Origin of the sequence: Pseudomonas sihuiensis, assembly GCF_900106015.1 — a bacterium.
Taxonomy (GTDB): domain Bacteria; phylum Pseudomonadota; class Gammaproteobacteria; order Pseudomonadales; family Pseudomonadaceae; genus Aquipseudomonas; species Aquipseudomonas sihuiensis.
The window spans coordinates 2,542,190-2,564,387 of sequence record NZ_LT629797.1 but is presented as its reverse complement, the minus strand read 5'-3'; the positions used below and the strand labels follow the sequence as shown (position 1 = coordinate 2,564,387).

The window sequence follows — 22,198 nt, the reverse complement described above, 5'->3', positions numbered from 1 at the left end:
GGGCGGCGTGTCGCTAGCCGGCGGTTTCGTCGGCTGCGTCCTGCTTGTCCTGGCGTTCTTTCTCGATTTTCTCGATTTCTTTCTCGAAGGCCTGGTCGAGCAGGCTGGGCTTCTTGCGCCAGGGTTTGCGGTCGGGGTCCGGCTGGGCGGCGTAGGTGATGACTTCTCCGCCGTATACATCCTTGTAACGCTGCGCCTGGCGCTCGAGTTCGGCGCGCAGTTCGTCTTTCGTCACTGTTTTTACCTGTAGGTTGTGATCGACCCACACAACAGCCGAAACACCAGGTTTCACTGTTGCGCTGAGGGATCAATCTAAAGTGCTTTGCCTTGGTTGGCGGGGAGAACAGTTTGCAAAGTTCCACGCTTTGCATCTTTCTCCTTTCTCTTCAGTTACTTATCTATTTGTAACTTTTTTCCGAGAAAAGTTGCATTGGGCAACTGGCGAGTATTATCGCCAACGCCCTTTGAATGTCCAGTGATCAGTCTGCCAGCGTCTGGTAGTGCAGGCTGAAACTCATCTGAACACTTTGCTCCGCGGCCAGTAATCGTAGCCCCGGTTGTCCCGGCAGATGGTGGGCGTTGACCGGGTGGGTGACGGGCTCGAAGCAGAAGAAGTTCTGCGCCTGTGGGCAGAACAACAGAAACATATCGCTGCCCTGTGCCTCGCAGATGAGTTGATAACCTGCATCCGGTTGAATGATGCGAGCGCGCCCCGGCCATTGGGTGAACGCATTATCGACAAGTTGCTGCGGCAACAAGGTGGGTTCGGAGAAGTTCCAGGCCTGCGGTAATTCGACCCACTGGCTGGACAGTTTGTCCTCGCTACACAACCAGACGCCGCCTGCTTGCGCCTGCACGCGCGTGTGTGCAGTGCGCGGCAGATAAGGATGCAGACCGAGTCCATACCAGGTGGGCTGCTCGCCGAGATGTGTGGCTTGTAACGTCAGGCGCAGACAGCCGTCAGTGAGTTGTACGTCGAGAGTGGCGTGATAGGGAAAGGGCGATTGGCTCTGCAGTTCCAGGCTGGCGCTGTCGGACGTCGCATTGACTATCTTCCAGGGTTGTTGCCAGGCACTGCCGTGTATCGGCAGTGCTTCGTGTTCGGTGTTGGCGCCCAGCGCTTGCCAGCCGTCAGGGGTGGCGAAACCGCCGCCGCCAATGCGGTTGGACCAGGGTAGCAACGGGTAGCAGGCCAGGCGTCTGGGATTGGCGGCAGCCAGCGCCTGTTCGTCGCTGTGACGAAGCAGTGGCTGGCCGTCGCTGAGGCGCACCCAGTTGACCAGGCTTGCGCCCAGTTCCGGGGCGAGAGTCAACTGTGTCAGGCTATCGCGCAGGGTCAGCAGAGTCGTTGGCATTTGACGCTCCTAGGGCGTTATTTGTCGGGAATTCATAGTGTCATCGTACAACTGCTGGGCTATCATTACGGCAAAGCCTCAAGTCTTAAGTCGAGAGTCCGTCCACCATGGAAACGCAAAACGCTCAACCTCGTGCTCGTCGCAAGCACCGCAGCCTGGCCCAGGAGCTGGTAGCCGATCTGTCGCAGCGCATTCGCGATGGGCTGATCAAGCGCGGTGAGAAGCTGCCGACGGAGTCGGCGATCATGGAAGAGCAGGGCGTCAGCCGTACCGTGGTGCGCGAGGCTCTGTCGCGTTTGCAGGCAGCCGGTCTGGTCGAGACCCGTCATGGCATCGGTACTTTCGTGCTGGACACGCCCAGTGCCAGCGGTTTTCGCATCGACCCGGCGACCATCGTCACCCTGCGCGACGTGCTGGCCATTCTTGAGCTGCGTATCAGTCTCGAGGTGGAGTCTGCCGGGATGGCGGCTCAGCGTCGTAATGACGCGCAGCTGAAGGCCATTCGCGAGGCACTGGATGCCATCAACGAGAGCGCGATGCATGCCAGCGATGCCGTGTCCTCGGACTTTCATTTTCATCTGCGTATTGCCGAGGCCACCGGCAACCGTTACTTCACCGATATTCTCAGTCATCTGGGTACCAGCATCATCCCGCGTACCCGGGTCAATTCCGCCAGCCTGGCGCGTGACGATCAGGCCCACTACATGGCGCGCCTGGAGCGTGAGCACGAGCAGATCTTCGAGGCCATTGCGCGTCAGGATGCCGAAGCGGCGCGTGCGGCCATGCGTCTGCACCTGACCAACAGCCGCGAGCGCTTGCGTCAGGCGCACGAAGCGGCCGAGGCCGAAGCGCTGCACGGCTGAGCAGCCGCTAGCGGCGGTAAGCCAGCAAGACAATCCCGCCCACCACGATCAGCCCGCCGAGCACCTGCAGCGGGCCGAGCAACTGGCCGAGCACCAGCCAACCCAGCAGCATGCCGGCTACTGGTTCCATGTTCATCACCGGCGCGTTGCGGGCAATGTCCAGGCGCGGCATCAGGATGAACAGCATCGAGAACGCTGTGCCATAGAGCAGTACCAGGCACGCCAGGGCGATCCAGCCGGCCGCCGCGTTGGGCAGACCCAGGCCGCCGGGTAGTGCACCGCTGGCACCGGCCAGGGCCGAGGCACTGAAGACCACCGCCATGGTCAGCATGCTGCGCACCCGTCCGGGCATGACTGACAGCCGATGTTCGGTAATCCATAGTGCAACGGCGAAGACCCCCGCAGCAGTCAGGCTGAACAGCACCCCTTCGACCCAGCGCGCGTCGAGCTGAGCCTCGCCGGACAGGCGCGCCGGCACATCCAGCACCAGCACCAGACCGAACAGGATCAGGCCCATGATCATTGCGGCGCGGCCGGTTGGCGCCGCGCCACCGAGTGCCCAGGTGAGCAGCGCCAGGAGAATCGGCGAGAGGTTCACCACCAGCAATGCCAGGCCTACCGGGATGCGTGCCACTGCCGAGTAGATGCAAAAGCTTTGCACCGCGATCAGCAGCCCCAGCACCAACTGCCAGCCCCATGTGCTGCGGCTCAGGCGCAGCGAGTCACGTTGCCACAGCACCAGCGCTGCGAGTACCAGCAGGGTGCCCCCGGAGCGGCAGAGCATGGCCATCAGCAGACCAGTGTCGTGGTCGAAGGCGATACGCGCGGCGATGTGGTTGCCAGCGAAGGAGCAGGCCAGGGTGGCGAGGATCAGCGCGGCGATATGCCGGGAAAACGGGGTTGCTGACATGGCAGGGCGATACGTCCTTACTAAAGCGAGAGCCGCCAGGCGGCGGCTCGGGTTGGATGAGGTAGCCCCGCAAGCGGGGCGGCTAATCAATGCCTGCGATCACTGAATCAGAGCACGACGCTGGGCAGCCACAGCGAAATGGCAGGGATGTAGGTAACGGCCATCAGCACGGCGAACAGCGCCATGTAGAACGGCAGCAGTGCCTTCACGGTGTTCTCGATGGTGACCTTGCCGATCGCGGCGCCAACGAAGAGTACCGCACCTACCGGTGGCGTGATCAGTCCAATACCGAGGTTGACCAGCATGATCATGCCGAAGTGCACCGGATCGACGCCGAAGGAGGTCACCACCGGCAGCAGAATCGGGGTGAGGATCAGGATCAGCGGCGCCATGTCCATCAGCGTGCCCAGCACCAGCAACATGAAGTTGACGCACATCAGGATCACGTAGCGGTTGTCCGAGAAGGTCAGGAACGCAGTGGTGATCTTCGACGGAATCTGCATCAGGGTCATGATGTAGCCGAACGCGGCTGCAAAGGCGATGAGGATCATCACGATCGACAGTGTGCGCACGGTGCGGTGCAGCATCTTCGGCAGTTCACGCCACTTGTAGTCGCGGTAGATGAACATGGTCACGAAGAACGCCCAGACCACCGCGACAGCCGCTGATTCGGTGGCGGTAAACACGCCACTGAGGATGCCGCCGAGGATGATGAACATGGTCATCAGGCCCCACAGTGCTTCCACGCAGATCTTCAGCGCCTGGCGCAGCGGAATCACTTCGCCTTTCGGGTAGTTGCGCTTCTTGGCGAACCACAGGCACAGCGTGGCCAGGGTTACGCTCATCAGCAGACCCGGGCCGATACCGGCCACGAACAGCGCGGCGATGGATACGGTGCCACCGGCCGCTAGCGAGTAGATCACCGAGTTGTGGCTGGGCGGGGTGAGCAGCGCCTGTACCGAGCCGGAGACGGTGACGGCGGTGGCGAACTCACGTGGGTAGCCCTTCTTTTCCATTTCCGGGATCAGCACCGAACCAACCGAGGCGGTATCGGCCAGGGAGGAGCCGGAGATGGCGCCGAAGAAGGTCGAGGCGGTGATGTTGACCAGTGACAGGCCGCCGCGGACGAAGCCGATCAACACCCCGGCAAACGCCACCAGGCGCCGGGCCATGCCACCCTCGGCCATGATCGCGCCGGCCAGGACAAAGAACGGAATGGCCAGCAGGGAGAATTTGTTCACGCCACCGGCGATCTGGATCATCACCGCGTGCAGGGGGATATCGATCCACCAGGCGCCGATCAGTGCGGAAACGCCAAGCGAATAAGCAACGGGGACGCGTAGCAGGATAAGGACAATGAAACTGCCTAAAAGAATGGCGGCATCCATTTACGCGGCCTCCTTGGAATCTTCAGTGTGTTCGAAGTCGACGGCACGGCGCTTATGTTGATCGCCGTACAGCAGTTGTTCGATGACGAACAGGAGGGTGATGAAACCGCCCACCGGGATTGGCATGTAGCTGATGCCGACGCGTACCGAGGGCAGGGTGCTGAGGTACTGGTTCCAGGTCGCTACGCAGAGCTTGTAACCCCAAATCAGCATGAACAGCGCGATGCCGCCCATGACCAGACGTACGAACAATGTGATCAGCGGTGCCAGGGTTTGTGGCAGGCGATCGGTCAGTGAGGTCACGGCCATGTGGGCACCCGCGCGGTAGCCGGCAGCGGCTCCGACGAAGGTGAACAGCACCATCAATAGCACTGAAATCGGCTCGGGCCAGCCCAGTCCTTGACCCAGCACGTAACGGCTGAATACGCCCCAGGGGATGATCAAAGCCATGATCACGATCGCCAGGCCGGCGGTCGCGATACAGGCACGGTAGATGGCGTCATTGACGCCCAGAACCAGGTTTTTCATGAGACTTCACCGGTTGCGCGGCGCAGGCGAGGTGCCGGCGCCGCGCGCTTGCGCGTGGATTACTGAACGGCTTCGATACGCTGAATCAGTTCAACGAACTGCGCGCCGTACTTCTCACGAACCGGGGCGGTCGCGTCGTAGAAGGGCTTGGTATCGATTTTGATGAATTCGACGCCTTCAGCCTTGAGTTTCTCTACGCTGCTGGCGCTTTTCTCGTCCCACAGTTGGCGCTCTTCCAGTTGCGCTTCCTTGGCCAGTTTCTTGACTAGTTCCTGCTGTTCCGGTGTCAGCTTGTTCCAGGTGGTCTTGGACATCAGCAACGGCTCGGGCAGGATCAGGTGGTGGGTCTGGGTGTAGTACTTGGCGGAGCGGAAATGGTTGTGCTCGAGCAGGGTGGGCGGATTGTTCTCGGCGCCGTCGATCACGCCGCTCTGCAGGGCACTGAAGATTTCACCGGTGTCCATGGCGATGCCGTTTGCACCCATGGCGTTGAGGGTGTCGATGAACAGCGGGTTGCCCATTACGCGGATCTTCATACCTTTCAGGTCTTCGATGCTGCGTATCGGCTTCTTGGTGTAGAGGCTGCGGCTGCCGCCGTCCATCCATGCCAGACCGACCATGTTGAAGTCGGAGTTGGTGATGGCGTCGAGGATTTCCTGGCCGATCTCACCGTCGATGATCTTGCGCATGTGGTCGACGTCGCGGAACACGAACGGCATGTTGAACACGTTGGTGGCCGGAACCACCGAACCGACCGAACCGAGGCTGACGCGGGTCAGCTGGACGGCGCCGATCTGGGTCTGCTCGATGACTTCCTTCTCGGAGCCGAGAACGCCGCCGGCGAACATGCGGGACTTGATATCGCCGTTGGTGGCAGCTTCCAGCTTCTTGCCGAGGTTTTCCATGGCGACTACGGTCGGGTAGCCAGCAGGGTGGATTTCGGCAATCTTCAGGGTCATCTCGGCCTGTACGAAGGAGGACAGACCGAGCGCTAGCGGAAGTGTGGCGAGAAGCAACTTACGTTTGAGGTTCATGCGGAAAACTCCGTCTTGTTGTTGTTGGTGTACAAGCAGTGTGAGTCCGGTGCCGCGAGCGGCCCGGGGTGAATCGGATCAGGGTTGGAAGGCAGGCTCCTCGATACCGCACACGCCGGCTTGCAGGGCGAATACGCCACCGGCCAGAGGCTGGTCGGAAAGGTCGCCGCCGGGGCGGATCGAGGTAACGAACAAGGTGTCCAGATTGGCGCCACCGAAGGCGCACATAGCGGGCTTCTTCACCGGCACGGCGAGCGAGCGATCGAGTCGGCCGTCGGGGGTGAAACGGTGGACCAAGCCTTCGTCATTGCCGCAGATCCAGTAGCAACCATCGACGTCCATCGCTGCGCCGTCCGGGCGACCCGGATGCTGCTTCATGTCGATGAACAGGCGACGGTTGTGCGGCGTGCCGCTATCGGTGTCGTAGTCGAAGGCCCAGACGCTCTGCACGCTGGGGTGCGAGTCGGAGAGGTACATGGTGCGGCCGTCAGGGCTGAAGGCCAGGCCGTTGGGCACGATGAAGTCGTCGAGCACCTGTCGCAGTTGGCCGTCGTAGCGATACAGCGCGCCGACGCGCGCACCTTGGGCCATATCCAGCAGCATGGTGCCGGCCCAGAAGCGGCCTTGGCGGTCGCAGCGACCGTCGTTGAAACGCATCTGCGGGCGGGCATGTTCGACCTGTGCCAGGCGCTCGGCCTGTACGCTGCCATCGTCCTGCGGGCGTAGATGGAAGATGCCGCTCTGCATGCCGGCGAGCCAGCCGCCAGCGGGGTGCATGGCGATGCAGGCAAGCATCTCGTCGGCCTGCCAGCTCTGCGTCTGGCCATCTGCCGCGGACCAGCGATGCAGGCGTGCGGCAGGGATGTCGGCCCAGTAAAGAGCCTGTTCGGCAGCGTTCCACACCGGGCTTTCGCCCGTGGCGTTGCGCGCATCGACAATAAGTTCGGCTGTCATGGCTGTGGCGCTCTACTTGTTGTTATGGCTTGGGGCGGTTGCGGCGTTCTGTTCAGTCGTCGCCGAACGGGCCGGCGGCAACGAAGGCGCCGCCCTGGTAGATGCGCGCCGGATCGTCGGCGGCCGGCATCGGCTGCGCTTCCACCTTGTCGCGGAACACTTCCGAGCTGTCCTTGGGCTTGAAGCCCAGGTGTGCGGCCTGGCTGTTGTCCCACCACACGTCGCGGTTATCCGACATGCCGTAGACCACGGTGTGGCCGACGTTCTCGGTATAGAGGCAGCGTTCGAGCAGGTGGGTAAGGTCGTCGTAGCTCAGCCAGGTGCTCATCATGCGGCGGTTGGCGGGTTCGGGGAACGAGGAGCCGATGCGGATGCTGACGGTTTCGATGCCGTAGCGATCGAAGTAGAAGCTGGCCATGTCCTCGCCATAGGACTTGGACAGGCCGTAGTAGCCATCCGGGCGACGCAGGCAGTTGGCGTCGAGATGTTCGTCCTGCTTGTAGAAGCCGATGACGTGGTTGGAGCTGGCGAACACCACGCGTTTCACGCCATGGCGGCGGGCCGCTTCGTAGACATGGAATACGCCGCAGATGTTGGCACCGAGGATTTCTTCGAAGGGGCGCTCGACCGAGACACCGCCGAAGTGCAGGATGGCGTCGACGCCTTCGATCAGTTGATGCACGGCGGCTTTGTCTGCCAGGTCGCAACGCACCACTTCTTCGTGGGGGCCGGCAGCAGGGGCCATCTCACCGATGTCGGACAGACGCAGGATATTGGCGTAGGGGCGCAGACGTTCGCGCAGTACCTTGCCCAGTCCGCCGGCAGCGCCGGTCAGCAGCAGGCGATTGAAGGGGCGCAGTTCGCTGGATATCGTGGTCATGGCGGGGCCTGGACTCTTGTTGCTTGTTGTTATTGGTTTGTCATACGTTGTCGTATGACTTGGGTCGATTATCAGCACCAACCCAGGCAATGTCAACGCGACAGTGGGGGGAAATTGAGGTGTTTTGTCTGCGTTTCACTGAGCGGGTCTGACCTGTTAAACAGCCATGGTTGGCAAGGTAAACTGCGGCTCGGTAGGCTCTACTACGGCAATTTATTGTGTTCGCACAGAGTATTCGAACAACGCGCGGGTGGCCTCAGGCAGGTGCGGGGTCAGTTCTCTCGGGGCGTATTTGACTAAAGTTGTATGACAACGTATCTCGACTGAGGTGGAGTGTCTTCTTATGCGAAGCACTCGAGTGACTGGAGGCGTGACATGGGCAGGAAACCTGCTGGCATCCGCAGCAGTGCGGCCCCGACGCTGATTGATGTCGCCAGGGTCGCGGGGGTGTCGCCGATCACCGTATCGCGGGCACTGGGGCGCCCCGAGGTGGTCACCGATGCCACCCGCAAGCGCGTACTGGAAGCGGTGCGGGCGACCGGCTATGTGCCCAATCTCGCGGCAGGCTCTCTGGCGTCCAGTCGCAGCCGGCTGGTGGCGATCTTCCTGCCAACCATTGCCAATTCGATTTTCGCCGACACCGTGCAGGCGCTGACTGACCGGCTGGCTGCTGCTGGCTACCAGACCTTGCTCGGCCTCACCGGCTACAGCCCCGAGCAGGAGGAGGCCTTGCTCGAGGCGGTGTTGGGGCGTCGGCCGGATGGCATTGTCCTGACCGGCACCGAACATACCCAGGCGAGCCGTGAGCGCCTGGCGCGGGTGGGCATTCCGCTGGTCGAGGCCTGGGATCTGTGCGAATACCCGGTGGACATGCTGGTCGGCTTTTCGCACGAGGCTGTGGGCCAGGCGGTGGCGCGCTATCTGATCGGCAAGGGCTATCGCCGGGTCTCGGTCGTGGGCATCGATGACCCGCGCGGCCTGCGCCGTTATCGAAGCCTGGTGGAGGCGCTGCAGGGCCATGTGAGAGCTCCCGTGGCAGCGCAGATCCTGCCTGCACCGGCGACCTTGGCGGTGGGCCGCGAAGGTCTTGCGCGTCTGCTGCAGGAAGATGTGGCCGGCGAAGTGGTGGTCTGCAGTTCCGATACGGTGGCGCAAGGCGTGATGGCCGAGGCACTCAGCCGTGGCCTGCGCATTCCTCAGGATCTTGCCGTGATGGGTTTCGGCGACCTGTCCAGCGCAGCGCACACTTACCCGCCGCTTTCCACCGTGCGGGTGGATGGGCCGCGTATCGGTTGCGCTATCGCCGATGCTCTGCTGGCGCGCTTCGCCGAGCCTGCAGCGGCGCGCCAGCCGCTGCGCCTGGACGTCGGGTTCGAACTGATCGAGCGCGGCAGCGCCTGAGCCTTTCAGGCCAGGCGCAGGTGGTTGTCCCACAAGCCGGCCGGTAACTTCAGGGCGTTGGTGACGATGCGCTCGCCGCGGCAATCGTACAGGCGGCAACGGCCCTGACCCGAGGTCACGACGAAACCGTCGGCAACCGCGCCAACGCCTGCACAGTCTGGCAATGGCACATCCAGGCGCACCTGAGCGCTGTCCAGATCCCAGATGAAGAAGCGGTTGCCGCGCGGTGCGGTCAGCGCCAGCAGGCGCAGGTCGTCGTGAATGGCCACGCTGGCGGTGTACTGGTTCATGGCCACGCGTTGCGTCTCGCCCAGAGGAAAAGGCTGGAACGGCTGGCCGGGGCGCTTGATCGCCAGCAGCGGCACCTGATCATGCAGATCGCCCATGTACTGCTGGCCGCTGACCACCGTGCCGTCACGCGCGACAGCCAGGTGGCGGATGCTGTTCTGCTGGTCGGCCAGATACTCCTGGCTGACCAGGCTGCCGTCGCGCTTGATCAGCGCCAGGCTGGCCTGCATGGCGTCGAGGTTCATCTCCACGCGGCTTTCCGCTTCGGTGCGGATGCCGCCGTTGGCCACCACCAGGGTTTCGCCATCGGGCATCCACAGCAGTTGGTGCGGGCCGACCCCATGGCTGCTGTGTTCACCGTCGCGCAGCAGTTGCTCACCCTGCAGGCGATAAACGCCAATGATGCCCCGGCCTGGCTCGGTGGTGTCGTTTTCGGTGGTGTACAGCCACTCGCCGCCTTTGTGAAATACCGCGTGGCCGTTGAAGTGGCGCCCGGCCGGCGAGGCAAGTGTTTGCAGCAGGCGGCCGTCGCGGGTGTCGATCAGGTAGCTCTCGGTGCTCGGCCGGCGACCGACGAACAGGGCCATCGGCAGGGCAGGGTGCGGCACCACATCGTGGCAGCGTTCGTTCACCGGCGTGGCGAAGGCGCGCTGACCATCGAGGCGATAGCCGACGGCGTAGTGGTTGCCGTTGCCGTCGTCACGGGCTGACAACAGCAACGGCTGGCCGGATGGGCCGAACAGCGTCCAGCCACCGAAGGCGCCTGCCGCCGCGAGGCTGGCAGCGGCTGCACTGAGGCCGAGGAAGGCTCTGCGTTGCATACTCAATCCCCGTCGTGGGCGTTGAAGCCGATCTGCACGTCGAGCGCCTTGGCCAGCTCGCTTTCCTGCAGGCGGTGCAGGCGATTGAGGCTGTCGTACAGCTCGTTCAGGGCGGTGCGCCCGGCTTCATCGGCGAGCAGCTCACCCAGGGGACTGTCGAGTGCGGCCAGGCGCTGACGGGTGTCCTGGTAAGCGGCGTCGATGCGTTTTGCCAGGTCGGCCTGGTCGTCGCCCAGCAGCGATTGAATACCGTCACGGTTGCTGCCGTGCCACAGCAGTTCGGCACTGGCCAGTGCGGCGCCCTGGTTGGCCAGGCTGCCGGCGCTGCGCCAGGCTTCGGCCTGATAGGGCTGGGCGATGCCCTTGCTCTGCCGGCCCATCGGCGCACCGAGCTTCTTCTTCAGGCCATCCAGGGCGCTGACCTGCACGCGCAACAGCTCGGCGATGGCTTCGTTGGCGTCGGCGTAGCGCTCGTTGGGGAATGTCTTCAGCTGTTCGGCCATGCCAGATTTGGCCTGCCATTCGCCAACGATCTCTGCGGCCAGTGCCTGCTGGTGTTTGCCGATGGCTTGCAGCAGTGGGCAATAGCGCGCTTTCTGTTCGGCCTGGGCGAGGTCCAGATTGGGGTCGAAAAGAATGTATTCGTAGGCGGTCAGGCCCTGAACCACCACGCTGGCATTGGACAGGTCATCCGCACTCAGCTGCGGCTTGTTCTTCAGCAATGCTTCGACCTGGCGCTGCACCAGGTTCTTCTTGTCCGGCCAGAACTGGATTTGCCAGGCGCGGTTGCCCTCGGCCAGCGGCCCGACCAGCAATGGCTGCAGGCCGGCCCAGGCGCTTTGCGCGCCGAGAAAGGCCTGGCGAGCGGCACTCAGATCGGCGCTGCCTGCGCAGAAGGCTTCGGCATTGGCCGCCAACTGGCGGTCAGCTTCCTGCCAACTGCTGTAGGCCGGCAACAGCACGCCATCGGTCAGCGCAGCGCTGACCTTGGCTTGCGGGTCCTGCTGGCCACAGCCGACCAGGGCCAGGCCGAGCAGGGAGGCGATCAGGGTTTTGTGCAACATCGCAGGCTCCTCAAAGGGAATTCAGGAAGGCGAGCAGCGCTGCTCGCTCGTCGGCATCGAATTTCAGCACATGCAGTTTGGCCGCTTCGGCCTCGCCACCGTGCCAGAGAATGGCTTCCAGCAGGTTGCGTGCACGGCCGTCATGCAGGAACTGAGTGTGACCATTGACCGCTTGCGTCAGGCCAATGCCCCACAACGGCGTCGTGCGCCATTCGCGACCGCTGGCGAGAAACTCCTCGCGGCCATCGGCTAGGCCTTCGCCCATGTCATGCAGCAGCATGTCTGTATAAGGACGGATCAACTGGTTGGCCAGTTCAGGCTCGGCGGCAGCGGCCGACGTAGTGAAGCTGGGCGTGTGGCATTGCTGGCAGCCGGCCTGATGGAACAGGCTCTTGCCCTTGAGCACCTCGGGGGCATCGACGTCACGCCGGGCCGGCACGCCCAGGTTACGACTGTAGAACAGCACGCTGGCCAGGATATTGTCGCTGACCTCCGGTTCGCCACCATGGGGCGCGGCCAGGCAATCGGCTTGCGCCGGGGTGCAGTTGTCATGGGGGATCAGTGAACTGGTCAGGCCCATGTCGTTGGCGAAGGCATCGGCATTCTGCTGATTGAGATTGGGCTGGCCAGCCTTCCAGCCGAAACGACCGAGCACACTGCGCTGCTGCTGGCGGTCCCAGACCTGATTGGGGCGACCGGAAATACCGTCGCCATCGGCGTCGTCCGGGTCGGCGCCTGCCAGGATATCGGCTTCGGCAATGGCTTCGAGCAGGCCGAGGCCGATCATCGGCGGGGCGATGCGAGTGGAGAACAGGGTGTCCGGATGCATGGCGCCATAGCCCAGCTGGCTGATCTGCAGCTCGGGCTTGCGCAGCTCCACCAGTGTGCCGTCTGCAAAACGCACCGGCACACTGCTGTAAGTCACGCGCACCTTGCCTTCAGGCGCTACGCCCGGGTTGGCCATGTCCTGCAACTGAGTGCCGTAGGTAGGCTCGGCAACCACGCCCTGGCGTATCAGCACTTGCGCATGCTCGGGGCCGGCCGGCAGTGACAGACGCACCAGCATCGAGGCGGCGCTGACCGCATCTGGCCCCGGCGGATGGCCGCGACCATCCTTGATGTGGCAGTTCTGGCAGGCATTGGTATTGAACAGCGGGCCCAGACCATCACGTGCGGTGGTGGTGGCTGGCGCCGTGACCCAGGGATTGCGGAAGAAGCTGTTGCCCACTGCGAAATCCAGGCGACGGCTGGGTGCGAGGTTGGCCGAGGGCAGGGAGAAGGCGTTGTGGTCGAACTTGCGTACCGTCGCCGCACCGGCAGAAAGGGCCTCGCCGGGTTCTGCTGCGGTGAAGTGCGGTTGCTGCTCGCAAGCGATCAGAGTCAGGGCCATGAAAGGCAGCAGGCAGCGCTGGAGCGGCGACATCGAGGAACAATCCGAACGGGCAAGAAAGCGGGGCATCAAGATTAGCAGGCTAACGGAATTTAAATAAGATGGATTAGCGTTAGCCGCGCGCGACCAGAGGTCGCGGGAGTGAGTTGGATGCCAACCCCATTCCTTCCCGGACTTAAGCTTATGCGAGGGCTGCGGCTTCAGGGATTGGTGCCCACTAAGAGCAAGAACGTTCAAGACCTTGCAGATGCGTTTGGCTAAGCTCGCCTGCCCAAGGAGGTTCCATGTCCCGTCAACACGAATTCACCCAGGGCGCCCGCGATATGCTGCCAATGCTGCTCGGCGCCATTCCCTTCGGCATCATCTTCGGTAGCCTGGCAGGCGCTGCCGGGCTCGATCCCTGGCAGACGCAGGGGATGTCCTTGCTGGTATTTGCTGGTTCGGCGCAGTTCATTGCCATCAGTCTGTTGACCGGCGGCGCCGGTATTGCCGTGGTGTTGCTGACCACCTTCGTGGTCAACCTGCGCCATGCCCTGTATAGCGCCAGCCTGCAGCCATACGTGCGCCATCTGCCCAAGCGCTGGCGCATGCCGCTGGCTTTCTGGCTCACCGACGAGGCCTACGCGGTGGTAGTGCAGCGCTACGCGCGTGGTGACAAGGGCGCCTACCGCCATTGGTACTTTCTCGGCGCGGCCCTGGCCATGTACTGCAACTGGCAGCTGTGCACGCTGGTCGGCGTGCTGTTCGGTCAGGCAGTGCCGAACATCGGTGAGTGGGGGCTGGATTTCGCCATGCTGGCGACGTTCATCGGCATCGTCGTGCCGATGCTGCGCAACCAGCCGCAAGTGGCGGCCGCCCTGGTTGCGGGCGCCGTGGCGTTGCTGTGCCATGCCTTGCCCTACAAGCTTGGGCTGATGGCGGCTGCGGCCAGTGGCATCGTCGTCGGCGTGTGGTTGGAGCGGCGTAACCCGGAGCTGCAGGAGGAGTTGCTCTGATGGATATCTGGTTGCTGATTCTGGGGATGCTGGCGATCACCTTCATCACCCGCTACAGCCTGTTCGCGTTCCCTGATCTGCGTTTTCCGCCATTGATCAGGCAGGGGCTGCATTACGTGCCGACTGCGGTACTGACGGCCATTGTCGTGCCCGGCATGCTGATGCCGGACGGGCAGGTGTGGATGCTGAGCTGGAGCAACGCATACCTGCTGGCAGGTGTGGCGGCCATTGCCATCGCGGCGTTCACGCGGCACTTGCTGGCGACCATCGGTGGGGGGTTGCTGGTGTTCTTTCTGCTGCGCTGGGCGTTCGGACAGTTACCGATCTGAGTGGTGCCTGCCCTAGCTTTGCGTAGGGTGCGTTGCGCGCACCAGATAGGTACCGCTGTATTCGCGGTGCGCGTGGCGCACCCTACCGGGGTGGATCGCTGGAAGCCCGCTATACCAGCGCGCTGACCTTCAGATCGCGCTGGCTCAAGCGCAGGTACTGTTGGTCAGCCTTGAGCAGTAGCGCGTGGTCGTCGACGCTCAGTTCTTCATGAGCATGACCTTCGGCCTGGCTGCGGTAGAGGCTCTCACCGGGGCGGCGGCGCAGGCATTGGTAGCGCTGCTGGCGTGGTTCCACCTTGAAGCTGAGCATGTCGATATAGGCGACCTGCATCTCATCACTCTGCCCGGTCTCCAGCGCACTGCGTTGCAGGGCTGGGGTGTGGGTGAAGGGCGAAGCCGAGAGCATGACATGTTGGCATTGCTGCAGATCAGGGCGTGGTTCGCCGTTGAGCAGCCAATTGCCGCGCAGATCACGCTGTAGGCAGAGGTTGCGCTGGCCGTGGTTATCGACCTTGAGCCAGAGGCGGCGGAAGCGCCAGCGCGGATCGCACTCGATCATGTAGTTGGCAACGATGCTGTTGCCCTTGATGACCTGCATGAGGTGGCTGGTGGCCTGGATGCCATTGGCATCCTGGCTCAGGCGCAGGGTTTCCACGCCGGGGGTGCACCAGGGTTTCCATACCAGGGTTTGCTGCATCGGTCGACTCCATGCCGAGCGCGAAACAGGAGGGAAGGGCGCTAGCGCGCAGAACACGTTCCCTCGTGTTCCATGTTTGTTGTGGCGCGCAGCATAAAGCGACAGCGATGTGATGTCTGTCAGCTTTTGCTGACAGTTGCGCAGGTTTTTGCGCTATAGATTCAGGCTTTCGGCTTCAGCGGTTGCTGTTCGAACTTCACGCCGTCCAGGCCATGCACCATCAGCGCGCGGATGTTGCCGTGGTCGCTGCCTTGCGGCGTGGCCAGCACGCTGCGGTAGTGCTCGCCGAAGGCACGCAGCGCTTCGTCCTTGCTCAAGCCCTCCAACAGGGCCAGACCCAGAGTCTTGCAGGAGCCTTCGTTCTGTCCGGCCGCGTTCTCCACGTCACCGTTACGAAAGGCGCTGGGCTGATAGTCGTAGTGCGCGGCGACGAAGGCCAGGGTTTCACTGAAGGCGTAGTCATCCTGCTGCAGACGGCTGCGCAGGGTATTCAGAGCGGTCATTCAGGCTTTCCTTTGGCAAATGCGGCTGTCTGCTCGGCCGAGGCTTCTTTCTGATATTTGGCTTTCCAGTCGGCATAAGGCATGCCGTACACGGTCTCGCGAGCCTGGTCGGCGCTGACCTCGACACCGAGGTCGTCGGCAGCGGCCTTGTACCATTTGGACAGGCAGTTGCGGCAGAAACCGGCCAGGTTCATCAGCTCGATGTTCTGCACGTCAGGACGGCTGCGCAGGTGCTGCACCAGTGCGCGAAAGGCTGCAGCTTCCAGTTCGAGGCGTTCTTGCTCGGTCATGGTGGGCTCTCCGGGGATAGGTGGCGGCGATGATAAGAGCCTTGCCGGAGAGCGACAAGCCGCTGTCAGCGATGACCGGCGAGGGTGATGGATACCGACTCGGCGAAACGCAGGGCGTGCGGTTTGTCCACTTCCACTTCGGCATAACGCACGGCCTGATGGGTCATCACCAGGTCGAGGATTTCCTGGGTCAGGCGTTCGAGCAGGGCGAAGCGATTGCCTTCGACATGGGCGATGATCGCCTTGGTGATGGTGCGGTAGTTCAGCGCATGCTCGATGTCGTTGACCTCTACCGCATCGACGGCGGGGTAGAGGATGGTCAGGTTGATCAACACGTCCTGCTTGTTGTTGATCTCTTCTTCCTTGATGCCGATGTAGGTGCGCAGGCGCAGGTCCTTGACGCGGATGCGCGCCATTCCAGGTTCCAGTCGCGGCATTAGTTGTTCCGTCCGATCAATTGCAGGAATTCGTGGCGAGTGTTGCAGGACTCGCGGAAGGCGCCAAGCATCACCGAGCTGCTCATCACCGAATTCTGCTTCTCCACGCCACGCATCATCATGCACATGTGCTTGGCCTCGATCACCACCGCGACGCCGGCGGCGTTGGTCACGCGCTGGATCGCATCGGCGATCTGCTTGGTGAGGTTTTCCTGGATCTGCAGGCGCCGTGCGTACATGTCGACGATGCGCGCCACCTTGGACAGCCCGAGCACCTTGCCAGTGGGGATGTAGGCGACATGCGCCTTGCCGATGAAAGGTAGCAGGTGGTGTTCGCACAGCGAGTACAGCTCGATGTCCTTGACGATCACCATCTCGTCATTGTCGGACTCGAACAGCGCGCCGTTGACGATCTCGTCCAGCGACTGCTGGTAGCCATGACACAGATACTGCATGGCCTTGGCCGCGCGTTTGGGCGTATCGAGCAGACCCTCGCGCTCCGGGTTTTCACCGAGGCCTACGAGAATCTCGCGGTATTGCTGGGAAAGAGGTTGGCTCATGGCAGTGTCCTGAGCAGTCGCTTCACTTGAGGTGGCGGCCGCCGTTGAGGGTAAGGGTCGTTCCGGTTACGTAGGAGTTGTCCAGCAAATAGCGCAATGTCTGGTAGAAGGCCTGCGGGCCGGGTTCTATGCCCAGCGCCGATTTGGCCAAGGTCTTGGTGCGGTAGGCGTCGTCATCACCATCGTTGAACATCAGCAGCGCTGGCGCGATGGTGTTGACCTTGATGCGTGGAGCAAAACGCGCGGCGAACGACAGCGTCAGGCTTTCCAGGCCCGCCTTGCTGGCGCAGTAGGCGGGGCGATTGGCGCTGCCCTTGCGGACCACGTCGTCACTCACATGCACGATGTCGGCGTGTTTCGACTGCAGCAACAGCTCGCTGCAATGCAGGTTGATCAGATACGGCGCGAGCATGTGCACGCTGAACAGCTGGCGAAAGGCATCGGCTTCTTCGCCGGGTGTTTCGGCCAGCCACTGCGAGGCGTTGTGCACGATCGCGCGCAGGCCATTGCACTGCAACTTGACCTGTTCGATGAACGCCATGATGCCGCTCTCATTGCTGAAATCCGCCTGCAGAGCGATGGCGCCGCGCTCACGCAGCCGCGAAATGTCGTCGCGGTTCTGGCGGTAGCTGATGATCACCGGCTGGCCTTCGTCGAGCAGGCGTTCGGCGCAGTAGAGGCCGACCCTCTGGCCGGCGCCGGTGATCAGGATGGGGAAGCTGGCAGCGCTCATGTGCAACTCGTGAGAAAGAAATGAAGGCCTGGCTCGTACCGCCTCGGGATACCTGACCAGTGGCAGGCGCTACTCACCAGACCGTGGATAAAGCTATACCAGAGCTGCAGGTTGTACAACCCTGTGCGACATGTGGTTTTGCTATCAGGCTGAGTGGATTTGCCTATTTTGCTGAGTTTTAAGGGTTTTTACTGAGGGGGTCGAGAAGGGGGTTTTGTACTTTACCTGTACGAATTGCTGTTTTTGTACAGATATTGGCTGCTTGTATAACGAAATCGGCCAGCACGAGGCTGGCCGATTGGTAGAAATGGATGCTTTCAGGGCTTGCCGATGCTGGCGGCTCGCCTGCTCAGGCGTTGCGAATAGTTACCTTGTAGCCAGGGTTCCAGCAGGCGAGTGGAAAGCGGAATGAACCAGTAGGTCATCAGTGGCGTCAAGGCCAGCGTCGACAGCAGCACGCGGGTGACCAGCGAAAGGTCGACGAGCCAGGGGCCGAACAGCAGGTTGAAGGCCAGGGACACCGGAAAGAATGCCAGCCAGATCGCCACGCTCTGCTTCCAGCGCGGAGGCTGTCGATGGCCGCTGCCGAACCAGGCGTCAAGGCCGACTGCACGCTTCTCCTGCGGTTGGGCAAACAGGCCCGCACCCCGCTGCAGCCAGGCCTGGCGTGAGGCCGAGTGTTCCCAGGAAGCCATGGTCTGTTCGTCGCTGAAACGGAAAACGATCTGGAACTCATCATCGCCGGCAGGCGGTGCCAGTACGCCGGAGCCGAGGTAGCCAGGAAAGTCGGTGGCCAGATGTTCGCCTTCACGCAGCCAGGCGATGAAGTCGTGATAACGACCATTGGCGACGCGGCGCGCCACCATCAGGGTAACGGGGGACATTGTGTATCTCCTCGGGTGTTGCCGTCAGCCGGGGTATGGCGTTGGGCATGGCCGAGCACGGGGTGATGTGCTCGACGAACAATGCAGCAAGGATTATTCCCGTTTTGCGAAAATTAGCCAGCGTCAGCTGATGGTGGGCGTTGGGTCGAGCAGCTGTCGCCCTTTCGGCAGCGCGCCGCACCGTCAGGGTGCGGTAGCCGCGCCAGATGAGGGCGCAGGCGGCAGAACAGTCGGTAGCCCCATTCCAGCAGTGGGCGCAGCGGTCGCCAGCGCAAGGGCGCCACCCAGGCTCCCAGGCCCGCGGCTTCCCAGCTCCAGAGGCTGGCATCGAGGCCCAGCAACCAGGTGCCGTCGGCCCAGCGAGCGTGCAGGCGATTCTGCATAGCAGTCAGAGACAGCCCCAATGGCAGTGGATCGAAGTCCGCGGCAGAGATGTCCACGAGAAGCAGCCGCTGGGGCGATGCGTTCCGGCTAAGTAGACGGATTTCACGAGCGCAGAGCGGGCAGTCGCCGTCGAAATAAAGGGTCAATGGCCAGGCGGGGTTGTGCATGAGGTTGCCTTGTATAATTCTTGCACAATGTAAGCCTGACCAAGCTGGGTTACAATCCCTCTAAATTCGTTGCCATGATGCCCGAAGCCATGCCCGAACTCGCCTCCGTCACATCACTTGCGTCCAGCGCTTTGAAGCAGGAAGAGCTGTTCCCCATCCGCGAGGTTTCTCGCCTTACCGGCGTCAATCCGGTCACCCTGCGTGCCTGGGAGCGGCGTTACGGCCTGATTCAACCCACGCGTACCGACAGCGGCCATCGTCTCTACTCGCAGGCCGATATCGATGCGGTGCGCAGCATCCTCGCCTGGATCGAACGTGGCGTCGCAGTCAGCAAGGTCGGCTCGATCCTGGCCAAGAGCGCCAGCAGTCGCAGCGTCGCCACGCCGGCCTACAACGAAGTCAGCAGTGACGACTGGAGCCAGTGGCAGGGCCAGGTGCGTAGCGCGCTGCAGAACTTCGATGAGCCTCGTCTGGAACGTGTGTATGGGCAGATCTTTTCCTGCTATCCGCTGCCGGTGGTGTTCCAGGATATTTTCATGCCGGTCTGGCAGGAACTGCTGCTGCGCCAGGACGAAGTCGGCCTGCGCGGCGAGTGGCTGATGCTCGACGGCTTCCTGCGTGGGCGCTGCTGGCAGCGTCTGCAATTGGGGCGTGATGATTCGCATGAGCGCGTGCTGCTGGTGGCGCTACCTGGCCACTGCCGGGAACTGGAGTTGCTGGTTGCAGCGTTGCTGCTGGGCAATCAGGACGTCGACGTGTCGGTGATGGGGCCAGGCGTACCCATGACCGATCTGGCCCTGGTCTGTGAGCGCATGCAGCCCCAGGCCCTGGTTGTCTTCAGCAACCAGCCGCCAGGCGAGGAGTTCCCGCGGCAACTGGCGCGCCTGGCGCTGGGGCTGGAGTGTCCGCTGCTGCTGGCCGGTGACAGTGCCGATCTGGCGGAGGAAAGTCTGGCCGGTTCGCCCATTGCTTGCCTGGGTAATGAGGGACGCCTGATGCAGCGTCGTATGCAGCAGTTTCTGGCTGGCCATCTCGATACCTGAGGTGGTCCAGGCTACTGAGCTTCAGCTGACTGCTGCGGTCTGCGACTGTTGTTCGCTGTGCTGTTCGAACAGGTACTGACGCAGAGTTTGCTCATCTTCCGTATGTAGCGTTTGCAGGCTGTAAGCGTAACGCTTCTGGCTGACGCGTCTTGCGAGCCGCGCGCGCAGTTGAACGCGGCGCTCCTGGGGCAAAAGCAGTTGCAGCAACTGATCCTTGGCCGGCGTGCCTGTTTTGCTGTATTCCACCAGGATTCCATTGTTCGATAGCTCCAGCGCCTTCAGGCCACTGGGCTGGTCGCTGTCGTCCAGCAGTGCTAATGCCGTGGGCAGAACAAGACGCCATGGGCGTTCGCTTACCCCTTGTTCGAAGATCAGCGGGGCGCCCAGCTCCAGGCGTGACTGACTGTGGTCGTCCTGGATCAGGTGCAGGGGGAAGCTCAGATGCTGATTGTCGGTATGCGTATCCAGGCTTAGCTGTTCTTCGTTGCCCAGGCGAGCCAGAAGCTCACTGAGTCGTTTGCCCAGAGCCAATGGCGGCGCTGCGTCAGGGCGCCGCTTTTGCGGAGGTTTGAAGAGGATTTTCTGGATGAAATCCAGTTCGTCCTGAGTCAGCAGCGGATCGCTTTGCATGGGATAATACTGCACGGGGTCAAACCCATCTGACTGCGCTGGCGAAGGATAGTTTTATCCGTTCGTCAGCTTTTCAGGCGCGCCAGCTCTGCCTTCAGCTCGGCGACCTCTGCCTCCAGCTCACGCACCCGCTGCTTGGCTTCGACCTGTTCGGTAACATCCTTCTGGATACCGATGTAGTAGGTCAACTGGTCGCTTTCGTTCAGCACCGGAGTGATCGATAGCTCGTTCCAGAACGCGCTGCCATCCTTGCGGTAGTTACGAATGATCTGTCGGCAGGGCTTGTTCGCCTTGACCGCTTCGCGAATGGCCTGCAGGCCGAGCTGTGCACGGTCAGTGCCCTGCAGGAAACGGCAATCCTGATAGAGGATGTCATCGCAGGGGTAGCCGGTCAGGCGTTCGAATGCCGCGTTGGCGTAGATCAGAATATTGTCTTCGCCCTCCTGCTCGGCCACCACGATCCCATCGTTGGAGGCGTCGACTACCAGTTGCAGCAGTTTGGCATTGATCATGAGTCCGGTTCCGCGATGGTTATGGGCTGCATTCTAAAACATCGGGTCGGGCTGTCCACTTGCGGCATAATGCGCGGCGTTTTTCCTGTTTCCGGAGGTGTCATGAAAGTCGCCATTCTCTCGGGCTCGGTCTACGGTACGGCCGAGGAAGTCGCTCGCCACGCCGAGCGCCAGCTCAAGGCCGCCGGGCTGGACGCCTGGCACAAAGCGAATGTGAGCCTCGAGGAGCTGCTGGCCTTCGCGCCGGACGCCTTCCTTACCGTCACGTCCACCACTGGCATGGGTGAGCTGCCGGACAACCTGCTGCCGCTGTACAGCGAAATCAGAGACCGTTTGCCGGCCTGGAGCGGCAAACCGGCTGCGGTGCTGGCGCTGGGCGACTCCAGCTATGACACCTTCTGCGGCGGCGGTGAACTGATGCGTGAGCTGTATGCCGAGCTGGGCCTGCGCGAAGTGGTGGAAATGCTGCGCCTGGACTCCAGCGAAACCGTCACGCCTGAAACCGATGCCGAACCCTGGCTGCAAGCCTTCGTGGCGGCGCTGAAGGCCTGACGTGCACCCGCGCGCTCGCCAGTTGATCGACAGCCTCGGGCTTGCCGCGCATCCCGAGGGCGGTTACTACCGTCGCCTGTTCGTTTCGGCGCAGCGCAATGCTCAGGGTCGGGCGGCTTCCAGTGCAATTCTGTTCCTGCTGCCGGGTGGTGCGGTCAGTCGCTGGCATCGGGTCGACGCCGACGAGCTGTGGCACTTTCACGAGGGCGACCCTCTGCAGTTGTTGGTAGCCGATACCCCCAACGCGGTGCGTTGCGAGTTGCTCGGGCCGGTCAGTGAGGGGCAGATGCCGCAGCGCGTGGTAGCGGCTCATGCCTGGCAGGCGGCGCGCTCGACGGGCGCCTATACGCTGGTCGGTTGCACTGTGGCGCCGGAGTTCCAGTTCGAGGGCTTTCGCCTGCTGGCCGATGATGCCGAGGCTCAGGCACAGTGGCCGCTGCTGGCGCGCGATTACCCCGAGCTGGTTTGACCGGCGATAAAAGCGGCGAATACCTGCCTATCGCACCGCGGCGCGCCAGCGCCATGACCCGCAAAGCCATCAAGATGGCTGCCAGGGCAACTACCGCCAGCGACGCGCCTGGCTAGACTGCGGACACCACCGACCAA

28 protein-coding genes are annotated in these 22,198 nt (G+C 62.5%); 7 read left to right on the top strand and 21 right to left on the bottom strand.

What is annotated here, in order from left to right:
* Nucleotides 1–13: 13 nt before the first annotated feature.
* Both BLT86_RS12110 and BLT86_RS12105 read right to left on the bottom strand, forming a co-directional pair.
* Entirely contained in the window at nt 14–235 is a 222-nt protein-coding gene (locus BLT86_RS12110) for a hypothetical protein (protein ID WP_017675043.1), read from the bottom strand.
* Nucleotides 236–479: 244 nt separating this feature from the next.
* On the bottom strand, nt 480–1,355 hold the full coding sequence (locus tag BLT86_RS12105; RefSeq protein WP_092376961.1) for an aldose 1-epimerase: 876 nt from the start codon (nt 1,353–1,355) through the stop codon (nt 480–482).
* 107 nt (nt 1,356–1,462) lie between these two features.
* Between BLT86_RS12105 and BLT86_RS12100 the strand changes: the two genes are divergently transcribed.
* Nucleotides 1,463–2,218 (top strand): FadR/GntR family transcriptional regulator, encoded by a 756-nt coding sequence (locus tag BLT86_RS12100; RefSeq protein WP_021490266.1) that lies wholly within the window; start codon nt 1,463–1,465, stop codon nt 2,216–2,218.
* Between the two features lie 7 nt (nt 2,219–2,225).
* Here the strand turns inward: BLT86_RS12100 and BLT86_RS12095 are convergent, their stop codons facing one another.
* From BLT86_RS12095 to BLT86_RS12070, 6 genes are all read right to left on the bottom strand, one after another.
* Nucleotides 2,226–3,128 (bottom strand): EamA family transporter, encoded by a 903-nt coding sequence (locus BLT86_RS12095; RefSeq protein WP_092376958.1) that lies wholly within the window; start codon nt 3,126–3,128, stop codon nt 2,226–2,228.
* Between the two features lie 107 nt (nt 3,129–3,235).
* Nucleotides 3,236–4,516 carry a TRAP transporter large permease gene (locus tag BLT86_RS12090; protein WP_092376955.1) on the bottom strand — a complete coding sequence of 427 codons (1,281 nt, stop codon included), beginning with the start codon at nt 4,514–4,516 and terminating at the stop codon, nt 3,236–3,238.
* Entirely contained in the window at nt 4,517–5,044 is a 528-nt protein-coding gene (locus BLT86_RS12085; RefSeq protein WP_017675038.1) for a TRAP transporter small permease, read from the bottom strand.
* A 59-nt stretch (nt 5,045–5,103) separates the two neighbouring features.
* The gene (locus tag BLT86_RS12080; RefSeq protein ID WP_092376953.1) at nt 5,104–6,078 is read right to left on the bottom strand and encodes a TRAP transporter substrate-binding protein; all 975 of its coding nucleotides are present in this window, start codon (nt 6,076–6,078) and stop codon (nt 5,104–5,106) included.
* A gap of 78 nt (nt 6,079–6,156) precedes the next feature.
* Entirely contained in the window at nt 6,157–7,032 is an 876-nt protein-coding gene (locus BLT86_RS12075; RefSeq protein WP_092376950.1) for a glucurono-1,5-lactonase, read from the bottom strand.
* A 52-nt stretch (nt 7,033–7,084) separates the two neighbouring features.
* Entirely contained in the window at nt 7,085–7,912 is an 828-nt protein-coding gene (locus BLT86_RS12070; protein ID WP_021490263.1) for an NAD-dependent epimerase/dehydratase family protein, read from the bottom strand.
* A 375-nt stretch (nt 7,913–8,287) separates the two neighbouring features.
* On the opposite strand from BLT86_RS12070, the gene BLT86_RS12065 reads away from it, so the two are divergent.
* On the top strand, nt 8,288–9,313 hold the full coding sequence (locus BLT86_RS12065) for a LacI family DNA-binding transcriptional regulator (protein WP_021490262.1): 1,026 nt from the start codon (nt 8,288–8,290) through the stop codon (nt 9,311–9,313).
* A gap of 5 nt (nt 9,314–9,318) precedes the next feature.
* On the opposite strand, the gene BLT86_RS12060 is transcribed toward BLT86_RS12065, so the two are convergent.
* From BLT86_RS12060 to BLT86_RS12050, 3 genes are read right to left on the bottom strand one after another with little or no spacing between them, the layout of a single operon-like run.
* Nucleotides 9,319–10,422 carry a DUF1513 domain-containing protein gene (locus BLT86_RS12060; protein ID WP_092376947.1) on the bottom strand — a complete coding sequence of 368 codons (1,104 nt, stop codon included), beginning with the start codon at nt 10,420–10,422 and terminating at the stop codon, nt 9,319–9,321.
* 2 nt (nt 10,423–10,424) lie between these two features.
* A complete protein-coding gene (locus tag BLT86_RS12055; RefSeq protein ID WP_045734923.1) occupies nt 10,425–11,486 on the bottom strand; it encodes an imelysin family protein in 1,062 nt (353 codons plus the stop codon).
* 10 nt (nt 11,487–11,496) lie between these two features.
* On the bottom strand, nt 11,497–12,909 hold the full coding sequence (locus BLT86_RS12050) for a di-heme oxidoreductase family protein (protein WP_092376944.1): 1,413 nt from the start codon (nt 12,907–12,909) through the stop codon (nt 11,497–11,499).
* A gap of 251 nt (nt 12,910–13,160) precedes the next feature.
* On the opposite strand from BLT86_RS12050, the gene BLT86_RS12045 reads away from it, so the two are divergent.
* Both BLT86_RS12045 and BLT86_RS12040 read left to right on the top strand, forming a co-directional pair.
* Nucleotides 13,161–13,871 carry an AzlC family ABC transporter permease gene (locus BLT86_RS12045; RefSeq protein WP_092376941.1) on the top strand — a complete coding sequence of 237 codons (711 nt, stop codon included), beginning with the start codon at nt 13,161–13,163 and terminating at the stop codon, nt 13,869–13,871.
* Nucleotides 13,871–14,200 (top strand): AzlD domain-containing protein, encoded by a 330-nt coding sequence (locus BLT86_RS12040; RefSeq protein WP_045734925.1) that lies wholly within the window; start codon nt 13,871–13,873, stop codon nt 14,198–14,200. The genes BLT86_RS12045 and BLT86_RS12040 overlap by 1 nt, the downstream gene beginning before the upstream one ends.
* Nucleotides 14,201–14,309: 109 nt before the next feature.
* Here BLT86_RS12040 and BLT86_RS12035 read toward each other — a convergent pair whose 3' ends face one another.
* The 8 genes from BLT86_RS12035 to BLT86_RS12000 form a co-directional block, all read right to left on the bottom strand.
* On the bottom strand, nt 14,310–14,897 hold the full coding sequence (locus BLT86_RS12035; RefSeq protein ID WP_092376937.1) for a putative glycolipid-binding domain-containing protein: 588 nt from the start codon (nt 14,895–14,897) through the stop codon (nt 14,310–14,312).
* Between the two features lie 161 nt (nt 14,898–15,058).
* A complete protein-coding gene (locus BLT86_RS12030; RefSeq protein ID WP_017675027.1) occupies nt 15,059–15,400 on the bottom strand; it encodes a HopJ type III effector protein in 342 nt (113 codons plus the stop codon).
* Entirely contained in the window at nt 15,397–15,690 is a 294-nt protein-coding gene (locus BLT86_RS12025; RefSeq protein WP_017675026.1) for a DUF1244 domain-containing protein, read from the bottom strand. The genes BLT86_RS12030 and BLT86_RS12025 overlap by 4 nt, the downstream gene beginning before the upstream one ends.
* 65 nt (nt 15,691–15,755) lie before the next feature.
* Nucleotides 15,756–16,127 (bottom strand): dihydroneopterin triphosphate 2'-epimerase, encoded by a 372-nt coding sequence (folX, locus tag BLT86_RS12020; protein WP_003462464.1) that lies wholly within the window; start codon nt 16,125–16,127, stop codon nt 15,756–15,758.
* Nucleotides 16,127–16,687 (bottom strand): GTP cyclohydrolase I FolE, encoded by a 561-nt coding sequence (gene folE / locus BLT86_RS12015; RefSeq protein WP_017675024.1) that lies wholly within the window; start codon nt 16,685–16,687, stop codon nt 16,127–16,129. The genes folX and folE overlap by 1 nt, the downstream gene beginning before the upstream one ends.
* Before the next feature lie 22 nt (nt 16,688–16,709).
* Nucleotides 16,710–17,420, bottom strand: coding sequence for a dihydromonapterin reductase (gene folM, locus BLT86_RS12010; RefSeq protein WP_021490257.1), 711 nt, complete (start codon nt 17,418–17,420; stop codon nt 16,710–16,712).
* Between the two features lie 317 nt (nt 17,421–17,737).
* A complete protein-coding gene (locus BLT86_RS12005; RefSeq protein WP_017675022.1) occupies nt 17,738–18,304 on the bottom strand; it encodes an antibiotic biosynthesis monooxygenase in 567 nt (188 codons plus the stop codon).
* A 113-nt stretch (nt 18,305–18,417) separates the two neighbouring features.
* A complete protein-coding gene (locus BLT86_RS12000; RefSeq protein WP_092376934.1) occupies nt 18,418–18,855 on the bottom strand; it encodes a thiol-disulfide oxidoreductase DCC family protein in 438 nt (145 codons plus the stop codon).
* A gap of 89 nt (nt 18,856–18,944) precedes the next feature.
* On the opposite strand from BLT86_RS12000, the gene BLT86_RS11995 reads away from it, so the two are divergent.
* Entirely contained in the window at nt 18,945–19,898 is a 954-nt protein-coding gene (locus BLT86_RS11995; RefSeq protein ID WP_197676101.1) for a MerR family transcriptional regulator, read from the top strand.
* Nucleotides 19,899–19,919: 21 nt separating this feature from the next.
* Here the strand turns inward: BLT86_RS11995 and BLT86_RS11990 are convergent, their stop codons facing one another.
* The gene (locus BLT86_RS11990) at nt 19,920–20,528 is read right to left on the bottom strand and encodes a hypothetical protein (RefSeq protein ID WP_092376931.1); all 609 of its coding nucleotides are present in this window, start codon (nt 20,526–20,528) and stop codon (nt 19,920–19,922) included.
* A gap of 65 nt (nt 20,529–20,593) precedes the next feature.
* Nucleotides 20,594–21,040 carry a PAS sensor domain-containing protein gene (locus tag BLT86_RS11985; RefSeq protein WP_003462439.1) on the bottom strand — a complete coding sequence of 149 codons (447 nt, stop codon included), beginning with the start codon at nt 21,038–21,040 and terminating at the stop codon, nt 20,594–20,596.
* 102 nt (nt 21,041–21,142) lie between these two features.
* On the opposite strand from BLT86_RS11985, the gene BLT86_RS11980 reads away from it, so the two are divergent.
* Both BLT86_RS11980 and BLT86_RS11975 read left to right on the top strand, forming a co-directional pair.
* Nucleotides 21,143–21,592, top strand: a complete 450-nt coding sequence (locus tag BLT86_RS11980; RefSeq protein ID WP_003462436.1) for a flavodoxin — start codon at nt 21,143–21,145, stop codon at nt 21,590–21,592.
* A gap of 1 nt (nt 21,593) precedes the next feature.
* Nucleotides 21,594–22,061, top strand: coding sequence for a cupin domain-containing protein (locus BLT86_RS11975; protein WP_092376929.1), 468 nt, complete (start codon nt 21,594–21,596; stop codon nt 22,059–22,061).
* The last annotated feature ends 137 nt before the right edge of the window (nt 22,062–22,198 follow it).